The organism is Stella humosa (assembly GCF_006738645.1).
GTDB lineage: Bacteria > Pseudomonadota > Alphaproteobacteria > ATCC43930 > Allostellaceae > Allostella > Allostella humosa.
Genome location: NZ_AP019700.1, coordinates 3,859,260 through 3,884,335 on the forward strand (window position 1 = coordinate 3,859,260; position 25,076 = coordinate 3,884,335).

The window sequence follows — 25,076 nt, forward strand, 5'->3', positions numbered from 1 at the left end:
GGCCCTTGCTGACTCACATCCCGGCCGTCCTGTCCGGCCCCGCCTTGGCCCGCGTGCGCGCGCTGGTCGAGGCGGGGCCGTTCGAGGACGGCACGGCGACGGCATCGGGCCAGGCCGCCGCCGTCAAGCGCAACCTCCAGATCGCGGCCGACCCGGCCCGCCGCCGGCCGATCGACGAGCTGGTCATGCCGGCCATCCTGGGCGACCCGCGCTTCGTCGAGGTCGCCTTCCCCAAGGTGATGGCCCCGCCCACCTACAATCGCTACGACGTCGGCATGACCTACGGCGACCATGTCGACGCGCCATTCCTGTCGTCGGGCCGGGTACGCGCCGACATCTCGCTCACCCTCTTCCTCAGCGAGCCCGAGGAATATGAGGGCGGCGCACTGACCATCCGCCATGGCGACGCGCAGTTCCTGGCCAAGCACAAGGCGGGCGACCTCGTCGCCTACCCGACCACCAGCCTGCATCACGTCAGCCCGGTGACGCGGGGCAAGCGCCTGGCCGCCGTCTCGTGGGTGCAGAGCTACGTCCCCGACGAACGCCACCGGCGCATCCTCTACGAGCTGGGCGAGGCCAAGAAACTGCTCGACCGCACGGCCCCCGGCGCCCCCGAGACCGACGCGCTGCGCAACGGCCTGTTCAACCTGCTGCGCCTGTGGTGGCAGCCGTAGAACCGTCTGCGCCGTATCCGTACGGGCACCGGGCATTCATTGCCGCTTGACGTCGGCCGCCATCAGGACCATCCGTCAACCTTGACGATAGTGACGACCCACGGACGACCGCCACCAGGGGGCAGGCATATGCGATACGCAGGAATGGCGGCGGCCGCGATTGCGGCCCTGGGCGTGCTGGCCGCGGCAGCCCCCAGCCACGCGCAGCAATTCGGCATGACCTTCTACAATGATTCAGGTCAGCAGATACGGGTCCATGTTCCGAACGTCTATCTTGGAACAATAGATATCGCCAGCCAGTGGGACTACACGGTCCAGATCGGCAATGGTAACATGTATTACAATCCACAATTTCTTGACATGAACAACAATGAAATCTGCGGATGGACGGTCAACTCAGAATACCGCAGCGTTTATTATCGCACGTGCCAACATTCAGGCAAGAATGGCGACAAGAATTCGTCGGACACCCTGTCGTGCAATCTCGAGTACCAGAAGCACTATGATGGTACCTGCGAGTTCACCATGACGATCAAGAAGAACTAGCAACCGGTCCTGGTACGCAGCAATGACGGCCCTGCCGCCCTACATGAGGTAGATCAGGATGGCACCGTCGCCGCCGATCATGGTGTCCGTCTGGTAGGTGCCGGAAAGGCCGTCGAACAGGATCGTCCCGCCGCCAACGGCGGAGAGGGACAAGGCGCCGTCGGTCACGGCCACGCTATCGAGCAAGCGGCCATGCTTGGCGGATAGGCCGGCGATTGCGATGACGTCGCCCGAGAGCCCCGCCTGGAAGCCATGGATCGTGTCGTCGGCCAGGTGGGCAACCGAGCCGTAGACGGTGTCCCTTCCCACATCCGGTCCGAGATCGATCCAGTCCCCATCGGCATCGCCATAGAACCGGTCGGCGCCGGGGCCGCCCGCCAGCGTATCGGTGCCGGCGCCGCCATGCAGCGTGTCCGCCCCGGTGCCGCCATCGAGCCGATCGCCACCGGCGCCGCCTTCCAGGCGATCGCTGCCATTGCCGCCGTCGAGGCGGTCAGACCCAGCCTCGCCATAGAGCGTGTCATTGCCGTTGCCGCCTGCCAGGCGGTCGTTGCCATTGCCGCCCCAGAGCGCGTCCTCGCCGCTGCCGCCGGCCACCAGGTCGTCGCCGTTGCCGCCCTTCAGCGTGTCCCGGCCGGCCTCGCCGAACAGGCTGTCATTGCCGTTCTTGCCGTCGATATTGCCACCTGAAGCAGCGGCCTGGACAAGGTCGGGGTTGTTGGTGGGCTGCGCCTTGCGGTCGACGATGAAGACCGCGAACGGGTCGGACTCCTCGCTCTCGTTGCCGGCGGTGTCCTCGGCAGTGGCGGCGTAGGCGTGATGCCCAAGCGCCAGCGTCGCCGGATCGGTCCAGGTCCAGTTGCCGTCCTCGTCGGCGACGACGGTATCCATGCCCTGGCCGTCTCGCATCAGATGGACCGTGGAGTGGGCTTCGGCCGTGCCGGACAGCGTCAACGTCCGGTCGGTGGTGACCCCGTCGGGCTCGCCGGTGTCGCCGGTGATAGCCAGGACCGCCGGGGCTTCCGGTGCCACGCGGTCGGTCAGCAGGTCGCCGGCAGCGGTGTAGCGCAGCAGGTAGAACTTGTTGCCATCCGCGGCCTCGGCCAGCGCGGTGCCGGCACCCGGATCGAAGTCGACCGTGCCGAAGAACTGGCCGACGACATGGGCATTGCCCGACGGGTCGACCGCTATGTCGTGGCTGTATTCGTCACTGGTCGATTGGTCGGACGCGCTCGCCCACAGCAGCTTGCCCGATGGATCGTAGCGGGCCACGAACATGTCCGTGCCCGTGGAGACATGGATGTCGGTCGCCGGACCGGGGTCGAAATCCACCGTCTGGCTGACCGACCCGGTGACGAGGATGTTGCCCTGGCCGTCGAACGCGACGTCCTCGCCACGCTCGCGATCGGCCCCGCCGGTCATGCCCTTGACCCAGACGAGGTCGCCGTCGGCGTCGTACTTCGCCAGGAAGAATTCGTCGAGCGCGCCAGCGAGGGCGACCGTCCCCGCGCCTGGATCGAAGTCGACGGTGGCGCCGGTATCGCCGGACTCGAAGAAGCCGGTGACATAGGCATTCCCCGACGCGTCGGTGGCGACGCCGTTGGCATACTCGCCCGCACTGGATTGGCCCGGCGAACGCGCCCAGAGCAGGTTGCCGGACGGATCGTACTTGGCCACGAAGAAGTCGACCCCGGTGGCCGCAAGCAGCGCTGTTCCGGGGCCGGGATCGAAATCCACGGTTCCTTCGAAATTGCCCGCCGCGAGGATATTGCCCGCCGTGTCGACCGCCACGTCGCGGATGAACCCACGGCTCGTGCCGCGGCCCGTCACGACCCAGGTCAGGCTGCCGTCGGCATCGTACTTCGCCAGGAAGGCATCGGTCCCGATCGCGGTAAAGGTGGCCGATCCGGGCCCGGCGTCGAAATCCACGGTGCCGTCGAAGTGTCCGCCCACCAGGATGTTGCCGGCGGCATCGACGGCAACGGCGGCCGCGACGTCCTCGCCGGTCGACTGCCCCGACCCCGTTAGCCATAGAAGGCTGCCGTCGGCATCGTACCGGGCGACGAACATGTCGCGCACGGTGCTGATCAGAACGGTCGTGCCCGGGCCGCCGTCGAAGTCGACCGTGCCCGCGAAATGGCCGACGACGTGGATGTCCCCCGTGGGGCCCAGCGCCAGCCCATTGCCCGTGGCGACGCTGTAGTCGCCCCCCTCGGTCGCCGTGACCCAGACAAGGCTGCCCGACATGTCGTAGCGGGCGACGAAGAGGTGGTTGCCTTCGGTGGACGGGATCGCCGTGCCGGGTCCGGGGTCGAAATCGGTGTTGGAGAAGAAACCGGCGACATAGCTGTCGCCGCCGGCATCCGCCGCGATGCCGTTGGCCGTGGAGTATCCCGCCCCTTCGGGCGTCACCAGTCCGAACGCCATCGAGCCCCCGCTCCCGGCCACACCCACGGCCTCAGACAACCAATAGCCGAGCGGCGGGTCGTTGTCCGAAGATTGCTGCGGTGGGGGTGTGGCCGGGAAGCGGACCGACGCGTCTTGGCGCGCCTATCTACCGCGTGATCACAGTTCCGGCGGCTCGATCCCGGCCGCGCGCAAGGCATCGGCCAGTGCGCCCTTCAACCGGTCGAGGCCGGCGTCGCTGGTCGATTCCGCACGCGCCACCAGCACGTCTTGCGTGTTCGACGCGCGCAGCAGCCACCAGCCGTCGCTGGTGTTCACCCGCACGCCGTCGACGTCGGAATAGGTGGCACCAGCCGCCTTCAACCGCTCGACGACCGCGGCCATCACCGGCTTCTTGGCCTCTTCCGAGCAGGGGAAGCGCAGTTCCGGCGTGTTGATGGTGGCCGCCATGCGGTCGCGCATCTGGGCCAGCGTCTCGGGGCTGCCCGCCACGACGTTCAGCAGGCGGATGGCGGCATAGAGCGCATCGTCGTAGCCATAGTAGCGATCGGCGAAGAAGATGTGGCCGCTCATCTCGCCGGCCAGGGGCGACTTGGTCTCGGCCATCTTGTTCTTGATGTGCGAGTGGCCGGTCTTCCACATCAGCGGCTGGCCGCCCAATGCTGCGATGCGGTCGAACAGCGTCTGGCTCGCCTTCACGTCGCTGATGACGACGCTGCCGGGGCGATCCTTCAGCACCGCCTCGGCCCAGATCTGCATGAGCTGGTCGCCCCAGAGGATGCGCCCCTGGCCGTCGACCACGCCGATGCGGTCGCCGTCGCCGTCGAACGCCACGCCCAGGTCGCAGCTGCCCTTGGCCACGGCCGCCTGGAGGTCGACCAGGTTCTTGGCCACGGTCGGGTCGGGGTGATGGTTGGGGAAGGTGCCGTCGATGTCGGCGAAAAGGGTCGAATGCTGGCCCGGCAGGCGCGCCACCAGGCGCGTCATCGCCTCGCCCGCCGCCCCGTTGCCGGCGTCCCAGGCGACCTTCAGCTCGCGCCCGCCGGTGAAGTCCTGCGCCAGGCGCTCGACATAGCGGTCCAGCATGTCGACGTGGCTGGCCTTGCCCTTGCCGGTGGCGAAGCCGCCCTCGGCAGCCAGCCGGCCCAGCGCCTGGATGTCGCCCGCGAAGAACGGCTTCTTGCGCAGCATCATCTTGAAGCCGTTGTAGTCCGGCGGGTTGTGCGAGCCGGTGATCATGATGCCGCCCGCCACGTCCAGCGCGTAGCTGGCATAGTAGAGCATCGGCGTCGGCCCGAGCCCGACCGAGACGACATCGCGGCCGCTGGCCGTCAGCCCCTCGATCAGCGCCTCCTCGAGACCGGGCGACGACAGGCGCCCGTCGCGGCCGACCGCGATCGTGCCCGAGCCGGCAATGGTGCCGAAGGCGCGGCCGATGGCGCGGGCATCGTCGGTCGACAGCGTCTTGCCGATGACGCCGCGGATGTCGTACTCGCGCAGGATGGTCGGGTCGAAACGATAGGCTTCGCTCATCGCGTGGTCTCCTTGCCCGGCCGCGCTGCGGCAAGCGGGCGACCGATCGAGGTGTATTCGAGCCCGGCCTCGGCCATGGCCGCCGGGTCGTAGACGTTGCGCAGGTCGACCACCACGGGCGACTTCAGCGCCCGGCGCATGCGCCGCGGGTCGAGGGCGCGGAACTCGTTCCATTCGGTGATGAGGACGACCGCGTCGGCGCCCTCCATCGCGGCATAGGCGCCCTCGGCGAAATCGATGCCCGGCAGAAGCTTGCGCGCCTCGCCCATGCCCTCGGGGTCATAGGCGCGGATTGCCGCACCGGCCGCCTGGAGGGCCGGCAGGATGTCGAGCGCCGGGCTGTCGCGCATGTCGTCGGTGTTGGCTTTGAAGGTCAGGCCCAGCACGGCCACCGTCTTGCCCTCGACCGAGCCGCCGCAGGCCGTGACCACGCGGTCGGCCATCGCCCGCTTGCGAAGGTCGTTCACCTCCACCACCGTCTCGACGATGCGCAAGGGCGCGCCGGCGTCGCGCGCGGTCTTGACCACCGCCAGCGTGTCCTTGGGGAAGCACGAGCCACCATAGCCGGGGCCGGGATGCAGGAACTTGCGCCCGATGCGCCCATCCAGGCCGATGCCGCGGGCGACGTCGTGCACGTCGGCGCCGACTTTCTCGCACAGGTCGGCCATCTCGTTGATGAAGGTGATCTTCACCGCCAGGAAGCTGTTGCCGGCATACTTGATGAGCTCGGCCGTCTCGCGCCGGGTCATCACGATCGGCGTCTCGATCAGGTAGAGCGGGCGGTAGAGCTGGCGCATCACCGCCTCGGCGCGGTCGGACTCGCAGCCGATCACCACCCGGTCGGGGCGCATGAAGTCGTTGATCGCCGCCCCTTCGCGCAGGAACTCGGGGTTGGAGACGACATCGAACTCCGCGTCCGGCCGGGCCTTGCGGATGATCGCCTCGACCTCGCGGCCCGTGCCCACCGGCACTGTCGACTTGGTGACGATGACGGTATAGCGGCCGATCGCGTGCGCGATCTCCTCGGCCGCGGCATAGACGAAGGACAGGTCGGCATGGCCATCGCCCCGCCGGCTGGGCGTGCCGACGCAGATGAATACGGCGTCGGCACCCGACACCGCCTCCTTCAGGTCGGTCGTGAAGGAAAGCCGGCCCGCCTTCACGTTGTTGGCGACCAACTCGTCCAGGCCCGGCTCGAAAATGGGCATCTCGCCCGCCTGGATGCGGGCGATCTTGGTGGCGTCCTTGTCGACACAGACGACGTCAGTGCCGAATTCCGAGAAGCACGCGCCGGAGACAAGGCCGACATAGCCCGTCCCGATCATGGCGATGCGCATTTGGGTCCTATCCGTCGAAGGTCGTTTGCGGGCGGGTCTGGGGCTCAGCGATATTGCGGCAGGAACTCCCGCACGGCCGGCGCCATGTCGGGCCGCGCCAGCGCGCAGGCGATGTTGGCCTCCAGGAAGCCCGCCTTGTCGCCGCAGTCGAAGCGGCGCCCGGCGAAGCGCAGGCCATGGAACGGCATCTCGCCGATCATCTTGGCCATGGCGTCGGTAAGCTGGATCTCGTTGCCGGCACCACGCTCCATCAGGCTCAGATGGTCGAAGATCTCGGGCTCCAGGATGTAGCGGCCGATGACGGCCAGGCGCGAGGGGGCGGCCTCCGGCTTGGGCTTCTCCACCAGCCCCTCGACCTCGACCAGTTGGCCGTCGTCGGCGCCGGGCGAGACGATGCCGTAGCGGCTGGTGTGTTCGCGCGCGACCTCCATCACCGCCAGCATGTTGCCGCCGACCTTCTGGTGGGCATCGACCATCTGCGCCAGGCAGCCGCGCTCGGCCAGGATCAGGTCGTCGGCCAGCAGCACGGCAAAGGGCTCGTCGCCCACCACCTCGCGGGCGCACCAGACGGCATGCCCCAGCCCCAGCGGCCGCTGCTGGCGGGTATAGATGACCTCGCCAGCACCCGGGATCATCTTCGCCAGATCTGCCAGGGCAGCGTCGCGTCCGCGCTCGCGCAGGGTGGCGTTCAGCTCGAAGCTCTCGTCGAAATGGTCTTCCAGGGCCGACTTGCCGCGGCCCGTCACCATGATCAGCCGCTCGATCCCGGCTTCGCGCGCCTCTTCCACGGCATACTGGATCAACGGCTTGTCGACGACCGTCAGCATTTCCTTGGGCATCGACTTGGTGGCCGGCAGGAATCGGGTGCCGAGGCCGGCGACAGGGAAAACGGCGGTGCGGACGCGTCGGGACATGGACTGCTCTCGGGCTGAATCGGGGTCGGAGGCAATGTCGGCAGGAACCTATAGGCGGGGCCTATGGGCCGCCACCAGAACGATTCCGCGCTACTTCCTGTTCCATCGCCGCGCAAATTGACGCCTCAAGGCAGTCCCGGACAGAGTGGAGCATGCTGCCGCCTCCGATCGCCAGCATCGACGCGACCATATTGGCCGCCAATCCAGGAGCTTTCCGATGACCGCCCCTCCCCGTCTCGTTCCGTCCCGCCCGCCCCGGCGATGGCCAGGCCACCTTCGACATCACCTGGCGGTCGGTGGCCGGGCTGGCGACCGGACACTACTCGGCCGAGCAGATCGCCGGCTGGATGGGGCAGCGCACGCCCGATTTTTACGAAGGGCTGATCGCGCACGGCCGCATGGTCGTGGCCGAACGTGACAGCGCGGTCGTCGGCTTCGTCGATGCCGAGCCGGGCGAGGTGACGCGGCTCTTCATCCTGCCCGATGCCGCCGGCGGCGGGCTCGGCCGGCGGCTGCTGGCCATCGGCATCGACACGGCACGGGTCGGCCATTCGGGGCCGGTGCGCCTGGAATCGACGATCAATGCCGCGGAATTCTATCGCCGGCATGGGTTCCGCGAGGTCGGCCGCGGCCATTTCTCGCACGGGCTGGGCGGCGACCCGATCGAGATCATCCACATGGAACTTGCGGACCAGGGGCAACCCCCGACCGTTCCGCCAGCAGCCGGGTGAGCAGGCGGATCTGCTCCTCCTGCTGGGCCAGCATGCGGGTCACCTGGTCCTGGCGCAGGCCGTCCAGCTTCTCGTGCAGGCCCATGATCTCGAGCTCGGCCTTCAGGTTGACCTCGTAGTCGTGGGCCGCGGCCTCGCGGTCCTTCACCGCCTGGCGGTTCTGCGACATCATGATGACCGGCGCCTGGAGTGCCGCCAGCATCGACAGCACGAGGTTCAGAAAGATGAAGGGATAGGGGTCGAAGGGCTGGACCAGGAGCGGCAGCAGCACGGTGTTGCCGACGACCCAGGCAACCAGGACGACGCCGAAGGCAATGATGAAGGCCCAGGAGCCGCCGAACTGCGCCACCCGGTCGGCCAGGCGGCCGCCGAAGCCGGCATCGTCCTCGACCATGCTGAGGTCGCGGCTGACCAGCCGGCGCCGGGCAATGTGCTGGATCACCCGGCGCTCCCGCTCCGGCAGTTCGTCGAAGCCCGTCTTCAGCAACCGTTCGGCCAGATGCCGCACCGCCTCGTCCATGATCCGCGCCTCCGGGTGGCAGGCCGCGCTACCCGTCCTGTCCCAGGAGCAGGTCCTTGGCCTCGTTGATCTTGGCCGCGACCCAGGTGGAGCCGCCGCGGTCGGGATGGTTGGCCATCATCAGGCGGCGATGGGCCGCCCGGATCTCGTCGGCGGTGGCCCCGGCCGCCAGGCCCAGCACCTCCAGCGCCTCGGCCTCGCCCATGGGACCGCCGCCGCCCCCGCCCGCCGCCGGCCGCGCGATCGCGCCAGTCCTCGCCATGGGCACGGTCGAGCCAACCCTCCAGCACGCTGGCCGAATCGGGGTCCTCGACCTGGGCATGGCGCCAGAGCTGGATCGCCTCGTCGAAGCTGAGCTGGTCGAGCATGCGGCCGGCAAACGCGCCCTCGCGCACCCGGCCCGAAAGCTGGCCGGTGTCGTGGTCGAGCGTCATGGCGACGAAGCGGGTGTCGACGGCGCTCGTCTGCCCCTGGCGGGGGCCGGCCGCCGCCCGCACGCGCCGCGCCAGCCCGCGCCAGCGCACGAAGAACGGCAGCAGGAACGATCCCAGCATCATCGCCGCACCGACGCGGCCGGACCACACCAGCAGGATTGCGGCCAGAACCAGAACGCCGGCGCCGACGATGCGCAGCCAGCGCGCCAGCAGGGCCGGGTCGGCTGCGGCCAGCGCGCGCAGCAACAGCCACAGCCCCACCAGTCCAAGGGCACCCAACGCGAACCAGGCGATCATGCGACGACGGCGTCCAGGCGGCCGGCGGCCTCCGTGCTAACCACGGCCGGCGAACCGATGGGTCAGCAGCAGGGCCGAGCCACCGCGGCGGCGACCAAAATCCTCCAGCGCGCGGCGCCCGCCGGCGGCGTAGGCGGCAACGGCCGCCAACAGGTCGCGGAGCTGGTCGGCAGAGGCGGCATCGAACGGGCAGCAGGCCCCCTTGGTCAGGCGGGCCACCTCCTCGAAGGCACGCCTTGCCACCGGATCGGCCCCCTCGTGGAACATGAAGGCCGGCACCCCTAGCAGGCCGAGCTCGCCCGCGGCGTGGCAGAGGGCGTCGATATCCTCTTCCATGCAGTCGCCGACGAAGACCAGGGCCGCCACCCGTTCGCGGCGGGTCTCGGCCGCGGCATGGCGCAGGACGCGCAGGATCTGCGTCTGGCCGCCGCGGCAGGACACGCCGCTCATCCGCGCCAGCAGGGCGCTGGTGTCGGTGACCCAGGGCTCGGCCGCGAACTCGTCGAAGCCGCGATACCAGCAAAGCTGGACCGCCAGCCGGCCGACCTTGTCGGCAGCCTGGAACATCTCGCCCTGGATGCGGCAGGCACGGTCCCAGCTCGGCTCGCGGCTGGCCGTCGCATCCATGGCGAAGATCAGGCGCCCGCCGACGGCCGGCGGCGCCGCCTTCAGCTTGCTGAGGAAGGCATCCACCTCGGCCCGGCTCGACCGCGCGGGCAGGTTGCCGGGTCCGGTTTTTCTCTGGTCGCTGGACATGCCCTATTATATGGGACGAAGGGGCTCGCGGTTGAGCCCGCGATTTGCGCTTTCATCCAACCGATCGGTTCCGATGGCCCTGGCACCCTACACGATCACCGCGCTCGCCCTGCCCGAACGGCCCGGCATCATCGGCCTGGCGCCGGTTCCGGGCCGGGTCGACCTGGACGCCGACATTGCGATCATCCGGAGCTGGGGCGCGGCCACCGTCGTCACCCTGCAGCCGCAGGACGAATTAGACTGGCTCGGCATCGGCCATCTCGGCCGCGCCGTCGTCGCCGCCGGGCTGGAATGGCACCACCTGCCGATCCTGGACCTGCGCGCGCCCGACGCCCTCTTCGAACAGTCCTGGGAGGCGGTGGCGACCGCGGTGCTGGCGCGACTCGACCGTGGCGAGCGGGTGATGGTGCATTGCCGCGGCGGCTTCGGGCGCACCGGCACGGTGGCCGCCCGCCTGCTGGTCCTGCGTGGCCTGGCGCCGGCCGCCGCCATCGCGCTGGTCCGCCACACCCGGCCGGGCTCGATCGAGACCGACGACCAGGAGCGCTACATCCTGGCGCTCGGCAACTGAAACAGCCCGCCTTCCTTGCGAAGGCGGGCCGTCGGTTTCCACCGGTCCTACTGGCGCACCACGGAGCCGCCGGTCTGCGGCGCCTCGACCGCGACGGGGGCACCCGTCGGCAGCTTCAGGTCGACCGGGTCGTAGAGGCGGCCCGGCTGGCCCGGCTGACCCATCGACGCGCGGGTGTCGTCGCGCTGGGCGCCCTGCCCCGTCACCTCGATGACGTTGGGGCCGGTGTACTTGATGCGGTTGCCGAAGACGTCCTTGGCGTAGCGCACGTCGAGCGTCATCTTGACGAAGGCATTGCCGTCCTCCGTCCAGCCATAATCCTTCACCTCCGCCCCCCAGATCGCGGCCATGACCGAGGTGCGGACCTCGTCGCTGACCAGCACCAGGTTCTCGGTGCGGCTGCGGCTGTCCACCTGCTGGCCGACGATGGTGCGGGCGAGCTGGTCGTAGGCGTCGATCTCGGCCGCGCGCAGGGCCTGGAGGAAGGGGCGCGAGGATTCGGTGTTGGTGCCGAGCCCGATGCGGCGAACCGTGACGTTGTTGTACGAGACCGGCTTGCCGATGACGTTGCGCACGTCGCCCAGCGTGATCGTCGCCTCGGAGATGGCGATGTCTCGGGCCGCGTCGTACTTGGGCCGGCCATGCTTCACGCCCTTCACCGCCGCCTGGATCTTGGTGTCGACCGAGGTCTCGCCCGAGCGGTCGGAGAAGAACACCTCCTGGCTGCGGACCTTCAGCCCGACGATCGATTCGGTGATGCCGCGGGTGGCCATCGCCTGGGCCATGCGGATGCTCATCAGCTCCTTGTTGCCCTGGGCTGCCGCAGGGGCGGCGACCACCGCCAGCGTCATCGCGGCGGCGGCTATGCAGACGGACTGGGTCCAGGCGGACTTGCGCACGGACAGCATCGGACTTCTCCCGTTTCCTGATTTCATCGGATGGGCGGCGCCGGAACCGGAACCGGCCCGCGATCGACCCCGTCGTCACCAAGCCCGAGCCGGCGCAGCGCGTCGCTGCGCTCGGCCCCGGTGCGGCCGTCCATCACCACCAGGTCGTCCACCCGGAAGTCGCGGTCGGCCCCGACACCGGGACCGACGCGCACCGAGAGGATGACCTGCGAGCCTTCCGGAGCCAGCCGCAACCGCTCCAGGATCTTCTCGTTCAGCGAGAAGGCCGCCCGCCGCCGTTCCTCCATCAGCGCCTCGTTGCTGCCCGCCGATGCCGGCAGGACGGCCGCGATGCCGAGCAGGGCTGCCAGGGCGGCCTTCATCGCGCTCACCACTGGCCAGGACGCAGGGCGGCACCGCCGCCGGTCATGCGATCCTGCACCTGGGGCGCGGCGCGGCGCACGGGTGCGGCCTGACGCGGGCAGATCTCGGCCGATGCCCGCTGCATGCCCTCATGCGAGGGGCCATAGCCGGGGTCGAGGCGCAGCGACTGCTGGTAGTTGCCGATGGCCGGCGGGCACTGGCCCTGCACGCGGTAGATCTCGGCCACCAGGTAGAAGGTCTCCGCCGTCGCCAAGCCCATCTGCGACACGCGGTCGAGCTGCATCTGCGCCTGCGGCATGCGGCCGTCGTTCATGTAGAAGCGGGCCAGCGCATGCCGGCGGACGAGGTCGTTCGGCGCACGGTCGAGGTAGGCGAGCCAGGCGGCCTCGGCGGCCGCGCGGTTGCCCATGCCGATCTCGGCATCGCCCAGGCAGGCAAAGGCCTGGGGCGACGGGTTCGGCTCGGCCGTCGCCTGGCGGCACCAGGCGGCCGCCCGGGCGAAGTCGTTGAGGCGAAGCGCCGACAGGCCCTGGTCGAGCGCCGTCGTCGTCTGCACGAACACCGGCTGGGGGGCGGAGTCCTGCTGGCAGGCCGAGGCCAGCAGGGCGGTGGCGAGCGCGAAGCCGATGCCGGAGGCGCGGAGGCCCAGGCCGGAGGCACGAATGATGGCGCGGGACATGGCTCAGTTCCCCTTGTAGCGGGCGTCGATCTCCTGGACCGACTGCTGGACGAGGCGCTGGACGAGCTGGTCGAGGGTCTGGCCGCCGGCCGAGGCCTGGCTGACGCCCATGAAGGACGTGCCCTGGCTGCCCTGCTGCATGGTCTGCTCGAAATAGCCGGTCGCCACCTGCTCGGTGGTGCTGGCGTCGATGATCCGGTAGCGCAGGCCGACGATCCACACCTGGGCATCGTCGCTGGACTGCGCCGACCCGGCGACGGTGCCCGCGGCATAGCCGGCGCGGCCGCCGATGGCGGTGCCGAGCAGGCTGCCCATGGCGCGGCCGTCGAAACCCTGGGAGGCCTGGGCGACCGGCTCGGCGCGCAGCACGTCGAACTTCAGCACGTACTTGGTGGTGCGGAACTTGCCGAGCTGGAAGAGGCGGCGGGCGGCGTTCGGGTCGCCCAGGTTGTAGGCGATCTCGACCTCGCGCATCACCGGGCCCAGCTCGCGGCGCTCCAGCACCGGGAAGTTGGCGCGGCCCAGCTCCAGCTCGGCATAGTCGGCGATGTTGTTCGGCCCGAAGCGCTGGGTGAAGCTGGCATGGTTGCTGCGCACGTCACCCGGCAGGACGAGGACGGCGACGCCGCGGATGTTCTGGTTAGCGTAGCCGACCGGCTGGTACATCTGCTGCTGGGCCGACTGCTGGGCGATCGCGGCCGAGCTGCCGCCGCCGGTCGTCTGCTGGCAGCCGGCGCCGACGAGCGCCGTCACGGCCAGGAAGGAAATTCCGATCTTCTTCATCGCTGTTTCTCCGCCTCGAATTATTGGGACCCACCCGCACCATCGGTCGCAGCGAGCGGCCGGTTGGTTCAGGGGTTTCGCGTCGATTCTCAGAAGTTCTTGATCGCCCGGACGGTGTCGCTGGCGGGCGTCGGCGCCTTGCCGCTGGCGGCCGCCACGCCCTCGGGATTGACCTTCTTCACCGCCTCCATCGCGGTCTCGCTCTGGGCGATGGCGCGGATGCGCTCCGGCGAGGCGGCAGCCAGGGAGGATGGCGGCAGCTTCACCAGCCGGTCGGCCAGGTCGTTGGCGTCGTTGGCGCTGTAGTTGACCCGCACGAGGTCGCCCCTGGCCGACACCAGGCGAAACGAGCGGTCCCCCAGCTTGGCATTCAGCGGCCGCACCATCGTCTCGTTGATGAGGCGGGCAAAGGCGTTGCGGCCGCCGGTGAAATCCACCTCGAACAGCGACATGCCGGCGGCGTCGAAGTTGCGGAAGTCGACGTTCAGCACCGGGCGCAGGCCCATCAGCTCCTTGCGCATCAGCTCGCCCGCGTCATAGTCGGGCAGGCCCATCAGTTGCAGTTGGAAGATGCGCGACGGCGCCGACAGGTGCTTCTCGAACAGGTCGCGGCTGAACTCCGCGCCGATGAGTTGGCCGATGTCGCGGGTGGCGACGTCCTCGTCGTTCCAGCTTCGCCCGGTCGGCACCTTGTTGTTGAAGTAGATCTCCTGCCCCGTCGCATTGTCGACGCAGGCGACCGTCCAGGAGGTCAGGACATACTTGCTGACCGTGATGCCGGATGCCGGCAGGCGCGCGGTCAGCGTCTTGAACTTGGCCTCGCCCAGGATCGAGAAGTCGGACGCCCGCTGCTGCGAGACCGAGAGGGTGACGTCGGTCTGCCCCTCGAGCTGGCTGCGCGCCATCAGCTCCACCCGCAGCTTGTCGGCATGCTCCTCGGACCAGACGCGATAGCCGAAGGTCTGGATGCGTTCCTTCAGGATGTTCTCGGCGATCTGCGAGCGGCGGGGTGCGGTGGTCGAGGCGCGGTCGGCGTCGGCGGCGAAGATCGCCACCGAAATGCGCGGGTCCCCCCGCTCGCGGATCAGGGCCACGCGCTGGTCGCGCGACATGGACTTCAGCGCCTCCTCGACGCCGGAGACGTAGACCTCGGCCTTCAGCAGCATGTGCATGAAGCCGTCGTCGCCCAGCCAGGGATCGCTTTCCTTGATCACCTGCTTGATGAGGCCGTCCGCGCGCGTCAGCACGCGGTCGCTGATCATGGTGTAGTTCTGCACCAGGGTCTGGCTGTCGACATAGACGCCGACCGCCTTCTCGACCGCCTGGCGGCGGGCGTCGCGGCGCAGCTCGTCGATCATGATCCCCTTGTCGCGCGCGTACTGCGGCGCGTTGGGATCGGCCAGCCCCTCGGCCGAGACGATGATGGTCTTCTGGGATTGCCCCGCCGGGGCGGCCGGCTGCTGCGCCACGGCCGGGACGCCTGCCGCCAGCAGGCACAGGAAGAACATGGCTAGTGCTGTACGCTGCATCCGGCGACTCCCCAGGGCGGGTGACCTCGTTCCGCCCCCCTGTCGGGGGCGCTCGGATGGTCTGTCGCGGAGGCTCTAGCCGGGGTTCAAGCCCGCCGGCAGAAATTACGCCGTCAGATTGGTATCCATTCCACCAGGACGATCAGCCACGCCCGGCACAGACGCTGGCGTAGAGATCGGCCACCACGCCGTCGATCCGCTCGCGCAGGATGTCGCGCACCACCGGCAACGGGTCGGCGCCGGTGAAGGACGCCTGGGACATGTCGGCCTGGCCCATCATCCCGCGGCCGGGCGAGGAGAGCGCGAAGCTGACCGTCACCGACACCTGCTTGACCCGGATCATCGGGTTCATCTGGGCCCGGCTTTCGATGTTGGCGCGAATGACATAGGCCGGCCCCAGGCGCTGGAAGGCGGTCAAGGCGGCGTCGGTCTGGTTCTCCAGGAAACGCCGCAGTTCCTCCTGGGCGACCTGGCGGTTGATCTCTTCCTGGGTGAAGACCGTCATGCCGGCGCGGCGCAGGGCGTCGGCCACGATCGGGTAGACCCCGGCATAGCGCTGCTGGCGGATCAGCCGGTCGCCATCCTCCCGCACCTCGGAGAAGACGATGGCCACCTTGCGGCCCGACAGCCGGCGGCGGCAGGCCGGGTCGATCATGGCCGACGCCGGCAGCGGCGGCGGAGCCACCTGGGGCCGGTTGCCGCGCTCCGACAGGTCCAGCCCTTGGGCATGGGCGGGTGCGGCGACCGCCAGCAGGACGAACGGCAGCAGGACGAACGGCAACCAGGCCAGGCGCATGGGATGTCTCCGGGGATGCGGGTCAGCGGGCAGGCGCTGTGGTGGCGGCCGGTGCTGCCGCAGGCGCGGCAGCCGGAGCGGCAGCGGGTGCCGGAGCGGCAGCGGGCGCCGGGGCGGCCACCGGCGGGTGGGCGGCGGGCGGCGCACCGGTGCCGGCCGCGGGCAAATCTCGCGCCGGGCGCGGTCCTGGCCCTCATGGGCCGGCCCGTAGTTGGGGTCGATCCGCAGCGACTGGCGATAGTTGCCGAGCGCGGCCTGGCAATTGCCCTGCAAGCGGAAGATCTCGGCCACCAGGAAGAACGTGTCGGCGGTGGCAAGCCCCAGTTGCGATACCCGGTCAAGATGGATCTGTGCCTGCGGGAAGCGCCCGTCCTCCAGATACAGGCGGGCCAGCGCATGGCGGCGCGGCACGTCGGTCGGCACGCGCTCCAGATAGCCCTGCAGGGCCTGCTCGGACGCCGGCTTGTTGCCGAGGCCCCGCTCGGCATCGCTGAGGCATGAGAAGGCCCAGGGCGAGGGGTTGGATTCGCCGGTCGCCTCGCGGCACATCTTGGCCGCGTTCTCGAAATCGCCCAGGCGCAGGGCGGCCTGGCCCTGCTCCAGCGTCGACTTGGTCGGTACCAGCACCGGTTGCGTGGTTTCGTCCTGGCATCCGGCCAGTACCAGGCCAAGCGCCGCTGCCATCGAAACCTGCATCCACTTCATCGTCGGCCGTCCCCCCTCCCCGCAGCGCCGCGAACCGGCGCCTACAGCGTCTTGGCCCGCATCAGGCGGGCCTTGTCGCGGTTCCACTCCCGTTCCTTGATGGCGTTGCGCTTGTCCGCCATCTTTTTGCCGCGCGCGAGCCCGATCTGCACCTTGGCGATGCCGCGGTCGTTGAAATAGAAGGCCATCGGCACGAGCGTCACGCCCTCGCGCTTCACTTGGCCCAGCAGCTTGCTCATCTCCTTGCGGTGGACCAGCAGCTTGCGGGCGCGGCGCGGCTCGTGGTTGAAGCGGTTGGCGCCCGGATATTCCGGGATATAGGCGTTGAACAGATAGAGCTCGCCATCGCGCTCGCCGGCATGCGCCTCGCCGATGCTGGCCGCCCCCTTGCGCAGCGACTTCACCTCGCTGCCGAAGAGGACGAGGCCCGCCTCCAGCGTCTCGTCTATATGATAGTCGAAGCGTGCGCGCCGGTTCTGGGCGACCTGCCGCTGCGGTTCCTTCTCGGCTGCCATCGTTGCTGCTTTCCGCCGGACCGCCCCCCTGCCTTCGCGGCGGGAGGGGGGCGTCCGATCGTGGCCTCTAGTTGAGGAGGCCGGCGTTGGTCATCGCCGCCTTCACGCGCGCCTGCGTCGGCTCCAGCGTCGGCGCCAGCGGCAGGCGGCAATAGTCCGTCCCCTTGCCGATCAGGCTGGCGGCGTACTTCACCGGCCCCGGGCTGGTCTCGACGAACAGGGATTCGTGCAGCGGCATCAGGCGCCGGTTGATCTTCATCGCGGTCGCGACATCGCCCTTCTGCCAGGCGACATGCATCTCCGACAGGGCGCGGGGCGCCACGTTGGCGGAGACCGAGATGCAGCCCTGGCCGCCCTGGGCCAGGTAGGGCAGTGCCATGCCGTCGTCGCCCGAGAGCTGGATCCACTCGTCGCCGATGGCGACGCGTTCCAGCAGCGGGCGCTGGATGTCGCCGGTCGCGCACTTGACGCCGACGATGTTGGGCAGCTTGGCCAGTCGCGCCATCGTCTCGACCGTCATGTTGATCACGCTGCGGCCGGGGATGTTGTAGATATAGATGGGCAGGTCGACCGCGTCGTGGATCGCCTTGTAGTGCAGGTAGAGCCCTTCCTGCGTCGGCTTGTTGTAGTAGGGCGTGACGATGAGCGCGGCGTCGGCGCCGGCCTTCTTCGCATGGCGCGTCAGCCGGATCGCCTCCTCGGTCGAGTTCGAGCCCGTGCCTGCCATCACCGGCGTGCGCGTGGACTTGGCCACCTCGATGCACAACTCGATGACGCGGTCATGCTCCTCATGGCTCAGCGTCGGCGATTCGCCCGTCGTGCCGCAGGGGACGAGGCCGTGCGTGCCCTCGGCGATCTGCCAGGCCACGAAATCCTGGAACGCTTTCTCATCCACCTTGCCGTCGCGGAAGGGCGTGATGAGGGCGACCAGGGATCCCTTGAACATGGCGAACTCCTTCATTCATCGTCGGGCGGCGACATTTGATCGGCCGGCGGCCCGCGGCCGGCGACGATACTCGCCCGCGGCCGGCGCGGCAACGAATCAGAAGCCAGTCTGCCGGCCCGGGAATTCACCCCAGGCCGGCGGTCTCGCTCAATCCACCATGTCGTAGGCCGGCAGCGTCAGGAACTCCTCGAACTGCTCGGCCTCGACCAGCTTCGTGAACAGGGCGGCGGCATCGTCGTAGCGGCCGGCGCCGAAGCGCTCGATGCCGATCTGCTGGGCGGTCTTCACCAGTTCCTGCTCGACGATGATGCGGCAGAGCTGGGCGTCGACCGGGCGGCCGTCGTCCAGGCGGGCGCCGTGGTGGATCTGCTGCCACACCTGGGCGCGGCTGATCTCGGCCGTGGCCGCGTCCTCCATCAGGTTGTAGAGCGGCACGCAGCCGATGCCGCGCAGCCAGGCCTCGATATAGCCGATGCCGACATTGATGTTCTGGCGCAGGCCGGCCTCGGTGATCGGCCCCTCGGGCACGGCCAGCAGGTCGGCCGCCGTCACGTGCACGTCCTGGCGCTGGCGGGCGATCTGGTTGGCCTCGGTCATGATGCGGTCGAAGATGCCCTTGGCGATCGGCACCAGGCCCGGATGGGCGACCCAGGTGCCGTCATGGCCGTCGCCGGCCTCGCGCTCCTTGTCGGCGCGCACCTTGGCCATCGCCGCCTCGTTGGCGGCCTCGTCGTTGCGGATCGGGATCTGGGCCGCCATGCCGCCCATCGCATGCACCTTGCGGCGGTGGCAGGTCTTGATCACCAGCAGGCTGTAGGAGCGCAGGAAATGCGTGGTCATGGTGACCAGCCCGCGGTCGGGCAGCATCGCCTTGGGGTCGTTGCGGAACTTCTTGATGAAGCTGAAGATGTAGTCCCAGCGGCCGCAGTTGAGCCCGGCGGAATGGTCGCGCAGTTCCCACAGGATCTCGTCCACCTCGAAGGTGGCGAGGATCGTCTCGACCAGCACGGTCGCCTTGATCGTGCCCTTGGGGATGCCCAGCGCCGCCTGGGCATGGACGAAGACGTCGTTCCAGAGCCGCGCCTCCAGATGGGATTCCATCTTGGGCAGGTAGAAGTACGGGCCGCTGCCGTTGGCCAGCAACTGCTTCACGTTATGGAAGAAGTAGAGGCCGAAATCGAACAGCGAGCCGGACATGACCTGGCCGTCGACCAGCACGTGCTTCTCGACCAGGTGCCAGCCGCGGGCACGCACGAACAGCACCGCGCGCTTCTCGTTCAGGGTGTAGTGGCGGCCATTGGTCGGGTCGTCAAAGGTGATCGTGCCGGCATTGGCGTCGCGCAGGTTGATCTGGCCTTCCAGCATGTTGGCCCAGGTGGGCGTGCTGGCATCCTCGAAATCGGCCATGAAGACGCTGGCGCCGCAGTTCAACGCGTTGATGATCATCTTGCGGTCGACCGGGCCGGTGATCTCCACCCGGCGGTCCTGGATGTCGGCCGGCAGCGGCGCCACGGTCCAGTCGCCGTCGCGGATCGACTTGGTCTCGGCCAGGAAGTCCGGCCGCCAGCCGGCGTCGATGCGCGCCTGCACCTCCTGCCGCTTGGCCAGCAGTTCGCGGCGGCGGGCACCGAAGCGGCGCTCCAGGTCGGCGATGAAGGCCACGGCCTCGGCGGTCAGCACGGTCTCGAAGCCGGGCTGCATGGCCCCCGTGATCTTGACGCCCTGAACGCCCGCGTAGCTGTCCATCCCGCAACTCCCTATTGGATTGTCATTAAACCCGGCCGTTTTGGCCCGCACCGCCAGGATCGTCAAGGCCGGCGGGCGCCGACATGTTAACAATGTCGGCCATGGAACCCCGCCTCAAGAGCCGCCTGTGGATCGCAGCCGAAATCCGCCGCTGCGCCGTCCAGGACATCACCGCCGTCGTCGCCCGCCGGGGCGACCCCGATGCCGGCGCCATCCTCCTGAAGGTGAACCGCTTCGCCGCCGGCTGCGTCGTCCATGGCGGGTCGTACGGGCGGGACGGGCAGCGCGAGTGGATCGCCGCAACCGGCGCCGAGCCGGTGCCCGAGGCCGACGCCGACGCCTATGTCGAGCGCCGGCGCGACAGCGACCCCGACCTCTGGGTGCTGGAGATCGAGGACCCCCAGGGTCGCTACACCCTGGGGGAGACCGTCGCCTGATCCGGGATCAGCCGCCCGATATCATGGTTTCCGGCCGCACCGCCGCGTCGAAGGCGGCCGCATCGAGATAGCCGAGATCGAGCGCCGCCGCGCGCAGCGTCGTGCCCTCGTGGTGGGCCTTCTTGGCGATCTCGGCCGCCTTGTCGTAGCCGATGGCCGGGGTCAGCGCCGTCACCAGCATCAGCGATTCCTCCAGGTGGCGGCGGATATGCGCGCGGTCGGGCTCGATGCCGGCCGCGCAATTGTCGGCAAAGCTGGCCGCCCCGTCCGCCAGCAGGCGTACCGACTGCAGCAGGGCGTGAATGATGACCGGCTTGAAGACGTTGAGCTGCAGGTGCCCCTGGGCGCCAGCGATTGTGACGGCGACATGGTTGCCCATCACCTGGGCCGCCACCATGGTCAGGGCCTCGGCCTGGGTCGGGTTCACCTTGCCCGGCATGATCGACGAGCCGGGCTCGTTCTCGGGCAGGATCAGCTCCCCGAAACCCGCGCGCGGCCCCGATGCCAGCAGGCGCACGTCGTTGGCGACCTTGGTGAGGGCGACCGCCGCGGTGTTCAAGGCGCCCGATGCCGCCACAAACGCATCGTGCGCCGCCATGTAGGCGAAGCGGTCCTCGGCCGGGGCGAAGCTGCTGCCGGCCAGCGCCGTCAGTTCCTGCGCGAAGCGGGCCGAAAAGCCGGCCGGCGCGTTCAGCCCGGTGCCGACCGCGGTGCCGCCTTGCGGCACCTGGCGCAGTGCGGGCAGGGCGTGGCGCAGGCCGTGGGCCGCCGCTTCGACCTGGTAGGCCCAGGCGCCGATCTCCTGCCCCAGCGTCATCGGCACCGCATCCTGGAGGTGGGTGCGGCCCAGCTTGACCACGTCAGTGAAGGCCGCAGCGCGCCCGCGCAGCACCGCCGCCAAATGATCCAGCGCCGGCAGCAGCCGCCCCTCGATCGCCAGCACGGCCGCGACATGCATGGCCGTGGGGAAGCTGTCGTTGGAGGACTGGCTGCGGTTCACATGGTCGTTCGGGTGAACCCGCTTGCCGCCCCGTCCCGCCCCCAGCAGTTCGGCCGCGCGGTTGGCCACCACCTCGTTGGCGTTCATGTTGGTCTGGGTGCCCGATCCGGTCTGCCAGACGACGAGCGGGAAGTGATCGTCCAGCAGGCCCGCCGCCACCTCGCCCGCCGCCTGGTCGATGGCGGCGCCGATGGTGGGGTCGAGCGCGCCCAGCGCCATGTTGGCGCGGGCCGAAGCCTGCTTCTGCAGGCCGAAGGCACGCACGATCTCGACCGGCATGCGCTCGACGCCGATACGGAAATTCTCCAGCGAACGCTGGGTCTGGGCGCCCCACAGGCGGTCGGCCGGCACCGCGATCGGGCCGAAGCTGTCGGTCTCGATGCGGGTCTCGATGGTGTTGTCGGGTGGCATGGCACTCCCTCTTCCCGGCAGGGGCGTATGGGAGATATGGGGGTCGGCTGCCCCGGACGGAAGCCGTGGCCGGCACGGCGGCCCGGCTTCCCGTCCCAAGGAAGACGGGCCCGGCGCGTGGCTGCGCCGGGCCCGTGGGCTATGCGGCGATCCTCGCGAACCGGCCGCTGTTGTAGTCGTCGATGGCCTGGCGAATCTCCGCCTGGCTGTTCATCACGAAGGGGCCGTGGCCGACGATCGGCTCGTCGATCGGCTCGCCGGTCAGGACCAGCAGCTTCGCATCGCCATCGGCATGGACCGAGGCGCCGCAGCCATCCCGGCCGAGCAGGATCATCTCCGCCTCGCCCGCGCCGTGCTCGCCGTTCACGGTGACATGGCCGGTCAGGACGACCAGCATCGCCGTATGGCCTTCGGGCAGGTCCAGCGCCACATCGGCGTCGCGCACCAACGCCACGTCCCAGACGTTGATCGGCGTGAACGTGCGCGCAGGGCCTTTCACGCCGGCCAGCTCGCCGGCAATGATGCGGGCCACGCCGGCCCCCTCGGGGAGGTCGACCCTGGGAATCTCGGCGTCGCGGATGCCCTGGTAGCCGCCCGGCGCCATCTTGTCCTTGGCCGGCAGGTTGACCCAGAGCTGGATCATGCGGAACGGCCCGCCGGTCCTGGCAAAGCCCGCGGAGTGATACTCCTCGTGGATGATGCCGCCCGCGGCTGTCATCCACTGCACGTCACCCGGCCCGATCACGCCGCCGTTGCCGGCGGAATCGCGATGCTCGACCTCGCCGTCATAGACGATGGTGACAGTCTCGAAGCCACGATGCGGGTGCTGGCCGACGCCGCGCCGGTCCCGGGTCGGCTCGAAATAATGCGGACCTGCATAGTCGAGCAGCAGGAACGGGCTGATGTGTGCGCCCAGCGAACTGTAGGAAAAGAGCGAGCGGACGGGGAAGCCGTCGCCCACCCAGTGGCCGCGATTGTTGCCGTAGCGGCCGAGGATCGTCTTGGTCATGGCTGATCTCCGACGCGACCTCCGATGGGAAGGTCGCCATTGCCAAGAAGATGGTGCCGCTACGATGCGGTCGGAAGATTGTAGAGCCGGCCGCTGCGTCCTATTCATGGGACGATGCAGGACCTAAACGACCTCTATTACTTCGCAGCGGTGGTCGATCATGGCGGCTTCGCGCCGGCGGGGCGGGCGCTCGGCATCCAGAAGTCGAAGCTCAGTCGCCGCATTCAGTTGCTGGAAGAGCGATTGGGCGTGCGCCTGCTCAACCGATCCTCGCGCCGCTTCTCCGTCACCGAGATCGGTCGTGAATTCCACGACCGCTGCATGGCGATGCTGGTGGAGGCGGAAGCCGCCGAACGGGTGATCGCGCAGGTGCGGACGGAGCCCCGCGGCGTCGTGCGGATCAGCTGCCCGGTGGCGCTGCTCAATTTCCAGTTCGGGGCGCTGATCGCCCGGTTCATGGTCGAGAACCCAGCCGTCGAGGTGCATCTGGAAAGCACCAACCGGCGCGTGGATGTGATCGCCGAAGGGTTCGACATCGCCATCCGGGTGCGCTTCCCGCCGATGGAGCCCACAGACCTTGTCATGCGCCGGCTCGACGAGAGCACCCAATGCCTGGTCGCCAGCCCCGATCTGGTTGCGAAGTCCCTCGCGTCCCCGGCCGACCTTGGCGGTTTGCCCAGCCTCGATCTCGGCCCTCCGCATCGCAACCATCAATGGCAACTGGGTCACCGCGACGGGCGGAGCGCGCTGATCCCCCATCGCCCTCGTCTGGTGACCGACGACATGTCGGCGCTGCGCGACGCCGCACTGGCGGGCATCGGCGTCGTCCAGTTGCCGACCATGATGATCTGGCACGACATCGGGGCAGGTCGGCTTGTCCATGTGCTGCCCGACTGGCGGCCGCGTAGCGGTATCGTCCACGCGGTCTTCCCGTCGCGGCGGGGCCTGCTGCCATCTGTCCGCGCGCTGCTCGATTTCCTCGCCCGCGAGTGTGTGTTTCAACGCCAGGCCCTGGGCGATATGCCGGCCCGGCAGACCGCCCCCGTCCCTACTCCGTGACCGGCGTCAGCGAGCAGACGACGCTGTTCCATTCCAGCCCGCCCCGCACCACGACTTCGGTATAGGCGTCGGGGTAGCGGCATTCGCGGAAGCCATCCTTGCGCATGACCATCGAGCGCACCGCGGCCGCCGGCAGGTTGCGGATACCGACCTCGGTCACCACCGGCTCGGCGAGCCCCTCGAAGCGGGCGATGGCGCCGGCCGGCCGGCTGGAGAAGAGCCAGCGTGCCTGCAGGTTGGTGCCGAGATTGACCGGCACCGCCTGCGCCGCCGCCGGGCGCTCGGTGTCGGCCGCCAGGCGCCCATCTGGCAGATACTGGAACGTCCGGGCGTTCAGCGGCGCCGCCCGCGCGGCCCGGTTGCGGTCACGGTAGGAACGCAGCGCCGCGTTGAGGTCGCCGTGGGTCGAAGCCGTGCGGAACGGGCGGTTCAGCGCATCGCCGCGAACCAGCGCCACTTCGGCCGGCCCGCCGGCGGGGTTGGCCGGCAGGATCGGCCGGATCATCTCCAACGGCAGGTCGAGCCCAGCAACTGGACCTTCGCGCCGAGCCGGCAGCACGGCCAGCAGTTTGTCATCGGCATCGAGGAGCTGGAACTGCCCGTCGGTCCCGGCCCGGAGCAGCAGCCGCCCGCCGGCCACGCGGCTGGGCCGCAAGGTCAGCCCCTTGTCGAGCTGCCACTGGCGGGCAGGCACGAAGCCGGGCAGCGGATAGCCCCGATCGCCCGCCCCCGTCGCTATCGGACCGAGCCGCCGGCCCTCGCGCAGGTCGACCGCCTCGGCCGCCAGGGCCGGTTCGGTCGCCGTGAAAGCGATCCGGAGCCAAACCGTGCCCTCATCCGCCAGCGCCGAGGCCGACACGGCCAGCAGCCCCAGCAGCGCCTGGGCCATCGTCCGCAGTCCGATGAGGCCGATCATGACCCGGCCCTCCCCGCGACCGGCCGCAGCGCCAGGTAGGCCAGCGAGAAAGCCGAGATGACCGCCGCCAGCAGCATGCCCGACTGCCAGTTCAGCGACGGCTCGATCAGCTCGATGCTGATGCGGTCGAACTGGAGCTGGACCATCAGCGCCAGCTTGGCCTTGCCGCCGAAAAAGACCGACAGCACCGCCGACACCAGGAAGGCCGCCGCCGGCACCGCCTTGGCGGCGGCCGAGGCGTGGCGGTCCTCGCGGTCGGCGTTCAGCGCGAAGCCGACCACCAGGAATAGCGCGATGCAAATGTTGATGTGGGTGTCGACGAAGCTGGTCAGCATCTGGCCGATGGTCTGGCCATAGGCCCCCTTCTCGAAGGACGGGGTGCCGATGACCGGGCCGCCCAGCGGATCGGGCAGCATGCGGTCGGACAACAGGAAGACGACGATGGCGGCCGCCGCCAGCGCCGCCAGCATCACCAGGTTCGGCAACCGCGCCCGCCAGCGCGAGCCGCTCGCCGATGACGGGCGGGGCGAAGGCGGCGTTGGTCGCGGTGCCGGC

The 25,076-nt window shown here is 69.3% G+C and carries 26 protein-coding genes; 6 read left to right on the forward strand and 20 right to left on the reverse strand.

Annotated elements, in window-relative coordinates:
* Positions 1-5: 5 nt before the first annotated feature.
* Positions 6-674 carry a Fe2+-dependent dioxygenase gene (locus STVA_RS18120; RefSeq protein ID WP_123693477.1) on the forward strand — a complete coding sequence of 223 codons (669 nt, stop codon included), beginning with the start codon at positions 6-8 and terminating at the stop codon, positions 672-674.
* 144 nt (positions 675-818) lie between these two features.
* Complete coding sequence (locus STVA_RS18125; RefSeq protein ID WP_123693475.1) at positions 819-1,220, forward strand: hypothetical protein; 402 nt, start codon at positions 819-821, stop codon at positions 1,218-1,220.
* 39 nt (positions 1,221-1,259) lie between these two features.
* Here STVA_RS18125 and STVA_RS18130 read toward each other — a convergent pair whose 3' ends face one another.
* From STVA_RS18130 to galU, 4 genes are all read right to left on the reverse strand, one after another.
* Entirely contained in the window at positions 1,260-3,647 is a 2,388-nt protein-coding gene (locus tag STVA_RS18130) for an Ig-like domain-containing protein (RefSeq protein WP_123693473.1), read from the reverse strand.
* Between the two features lie 138 nt (positions 3,648-3,785).
* The gene (gene pgmG / locus STVA_RS18135; RefSeq protein ID WP_123693472.1) at positions 3,786-5,159 is read right to left on the reverse strand and encodes a phosphoglucomutase/phosphomannomutase PgmG; all 1,374 of its coding nucleotides are present in this window, start codon (positions 5,157-5,159) and stop codon (positions 3,786-3,788) included.
* Entirely contained in the window at positions 5,156-6,496 is a 1,341-nt protein-coding gene (locus tag STVA_RS18140; protein ID WP_123693470.1) for a UDP-glucose dehydrogenase family protein, read from the reverse strand. The genes pgmG and STVA_RS18140 overlap by 4 nt, the downstream gene beginning before the upstream one ends.
* A gap of 44 nt (positions 6,497-6,540) precedes the next feature.
* The gene (gene galU / locus STVA_RS18145; protein WP_123693468.1) at positions 6,541-7,410 is read right to left on the reverse strand and encodes a UTP--glucose-1-phosphate uridylyltransferase GalU; all 870 of its coding nucleotides are present in this window, start codon (positions 7,408-7,410) and stop codon (positions 6,541-6,543) included.
* A 296-nt stretch (positions 7,411-7,706) separates the two neighbouring features.
* Here galU and STVA_RS18150 point away from each other — a divergent pair, with 296 nt between their 5' ends.
* Positions 7,707-8,141, forward strand: coding sequence for a GNAT family N-acetyltransferase (locus STVA_RS18150; RefSeq protein ID WP_197735669.1), 435 nt, complete (start codon positions 7,707-7,709; stop codon positions 8,139-8,141).
* Here the strand turns inward: STVA_RS18150 and STVA_RS18155 are convergent.
* From STVA_RS18155 to STVA_RS18165, 3 genes are all read right to left on the reverse strand, one after another.
* Positions 8,080-8,661 carry a DUF1003 domain-containing protein gene (locus tag STVA_RS18155; RefSeq protein WP_123693464.1) on the reverse strand — a complete coding sequence of 194 codons (582 nt, stop codon included), beginning with the start codon at positions 8,659-8,661 and terminating at the stop codon, positions 8,080-8,082. The two genes, STVA_RS18150 and STVA_RS18155, sit on opposite strands and share 62 nt — an antisense overlap.
* A 28-nt stretch (positions 8,662-8,689) precedes the next feature.
* Entirely contained in the window at positions 8,690-8,923 is a 234-nt protein-coding gene (locus tag STVA_RS18160) for a DnaJ domain-containing protein (protein WP_246782837.1), read from the reverse strand.
* Positions 8,924-9,428: 505 nt separating this feature from the next.
* Entirely contained in the window at positions 9,429-10,148 is a 720-nt protein-coding gene (locus STVA_RS18165; RefSeq protein WP_123693460.1) for a VWA domain-containing protein, read from the reverse strand.
* A gap of 73 nt (positions 10,149-10,221) precedes the next feature.
* Between STVA_RS18165 and STVA_RS18170 the strand changes: the two genes are divergently transcribed.
* On the forward strand, positions 10,222-10,719 hold the full coding sequence (locus tag STVA_RS18170) for a phosphatase domain-containing protein (protein WP_123693458.1): 498 nt from the start codon (positions 10,222-10,224) through the stop codon (positions 10,717-10,719).
* Positions 10,720-10,766: 47 nt separating this feature from the next.
* On the opposite strand, the gene STVA_RS18175 is transcribed toward STVA_RS18170, so the two are convergent.
* The 9 genes from STVA_RS18175 to aceB form a co-directional block, all read right to left on the reverse strand.
* Positions 10,767-11,627: a hypothetical protein gene (locus tag STVA_RS18175; protein ID WP_170216636.1), complete on the reverse strand. Its 861-nt coding sequence runs from the start codon at positions 11,625-11,627 to the stop codon at positions 10,767-10,769.
* Positions 11,628-11,650: 23 nt separating this feature from the next.
* A complete protein-coding gene (locus STVA_RS18180; protein WP_142235812.1) occupies positions 11,651-11,989 on the reverse strand; it encodes a hypothetical protein in 339 nt (112 codons plus the stop codon).
* 5 nt (positions 11,990-11,994) lie between these two features.
* The gene (locus tag STVA_RS18185; RefSeq protein WP_123693452.1) at positions 11,995-12,669 is read right to left on the reverse strand and encodes a tetratricopeptide repeat protein; all 675 of its coding nucleotides are present in this window, start codon (positions 12,667-12,669) and stop codon (positions 11,995-11,997) included.
* Positions 12,670-12,672: 3 nt separating this feature from the next.
* Entirely contained in the window at positions 12,673-13,452 is a 780-nt protein-coding gene (locus tag STVA_RS18190; protein WP_123693451.1) for a hypothetical protein, read from the reverse strand.
* 89 nt (positions 13,453-13,541) lie between these two features.
* The gene (locus STVA_RS18195; protein WP_142235813.1) at positions 13,542-14,981 is read right to left on the reverse strand and encodes a hypothetical protein; all 1,440 of its coding nucleotides are present in this window, start codon (positions 14,979-14,981) and stop codon (positions 13,542-13,544) included.
* A 142-nt stretch (positions 14,982-15,123) separates the two neighbouring features.
* The gene (locus STVA_RS27700; protein ID WP_170221604.1) at positions 15,124-16,461 is read right to left on the reverse strand and encodes a tetratricopeptide repeat protein; all 1,338 of its coding nucleotides are present in this window, start codon (positions 16,459-16,461) and stop codon (positions 15,124-15,126) included.
* A 62-nt stretch (positions 16,462-16,523) separates the two neighbouring features.
* A complete protein-coding gene (gene smpB / locus STVA_RS18215; protein WP_123693441.1) occupies positions 16,524-16,997 on the reverse strand; it encodes an SsrA-binding protein SmpB in 474 nt (157 codons plus the stop codon).
* Between the two features lie 67 nt (positions 16,998-17,064).
* Positions 17,065-17,943 (reverse strand): 4-hydroxy-tetrahydrodipicolinate synthase, encoded by an 879-nt coding sequence (gene dapA, locus STVA_RS18220; protein WP_123693922.1) that lies wholly within the window; start codon positions 17,941-17,943, stop codon positions 17,065-17,067.
* Between the two features lie 147 nt (positions 17,944-18,090).
* Positions 18,091-19,689 (reverse strand): malate synthase A, encoded by a 1,599-nt coding sequence (gene aceB / locus STVA_RS18225; protein WP_123693439.1) that lies wholly within the window; start codon positions 19,687-19,689, stop codon positions 18,091-18,093.
* Between the two features lie 101 nt (positions 19,690-19,790).
* Between aceB and STVA_RS18230 the strand changes: the two genes are divergently transcribed.
* Complete coding sequence (locus tag STVA_RS18230) at positions 19,791-20,126, forward strand: DUF1491 family protein (RefSeq protein WP_123693920.1); 336 nt, start codon at positions 19,791-19,793, stop codon at positions 20,124-20,126.
* Between the two features lie 7 nt (positions 20,127-20,133).
* Here STVA_RS18230 and fumC read toward each other — a convergent pair whose 3' ends face one another.
* Both fumC and STVA_RS18240 read right to left on the reverse strand, forming a co-directional pair.
* Entirely contained in the window at positions 20,134-21,537 is a 1,404-nt protein-coding gene (gene fumC, locus STVA_RS18235; protein ID WP_123693437.1) for a class II fumarate hydratase, read from the reverse strand.
* Between the two features lie 139 nt (positions 21,538-21,676).
* A complete protein-coding gene (locus STVA_RS18240; protein WP_123693436.1) occupies positions 21,677-22,546 on the reverse strand; it encodes a pirin family protein in 870 nt (289 codons plus the stop codon).
* Positions 22,547-22,660: 114 nt separating this feature from the next.
* On the opposite strand from STVA_RS18240, the gene STVA_RS18245 reads away from it, so the two are divergent.
* Complete coding sequence (locus tag STVA_RS18245; RefSeq protein ID WP_123693434.1) at positions 22,661-23,605, forward strand: LysR substrate-binding domain-containing protein; 945 nt, start codon at positions 22,661-22,663, stop codon at positions 23,603-23,605.
* On the opposite strand, the gene STVA_RS18250 is transcribed toward STVA_RS18245, so the two are convergent.
* Positions 23,595-24,521 (reverse strand): hypothetical protein, encoded by a 927-nt coding sequence (locus STVA_RS18250; protein ID WP_123693432.1) that lies wholly within the window; start codon positions 24,519-24,521, stop codon positions 23,595-23,597. The two genes, STVA_RS18245 and STVA_RS18250, sit on opposite strands and share 11 nt — an antisense overlap.
* The gene (locus tag STVA_RS18255) at positions 24,518-25,006 is read right to left on the reverse strand and encodes a hypothetical protein (RefSeq protein WP_123693430.1); all 489 of its coding nucleotides are present in this window, start codon (positions 25,004-25,006) and stop codon (positions 24,518-24,520) included. The genes STVA_RS18250 and STVA_RS18255 overlap by 4 nt, the downstream gene beginning before the upstream one ends.
* Between the last annotated feature and the right edge of the window lie 70 nt (positions 25,007-25,076).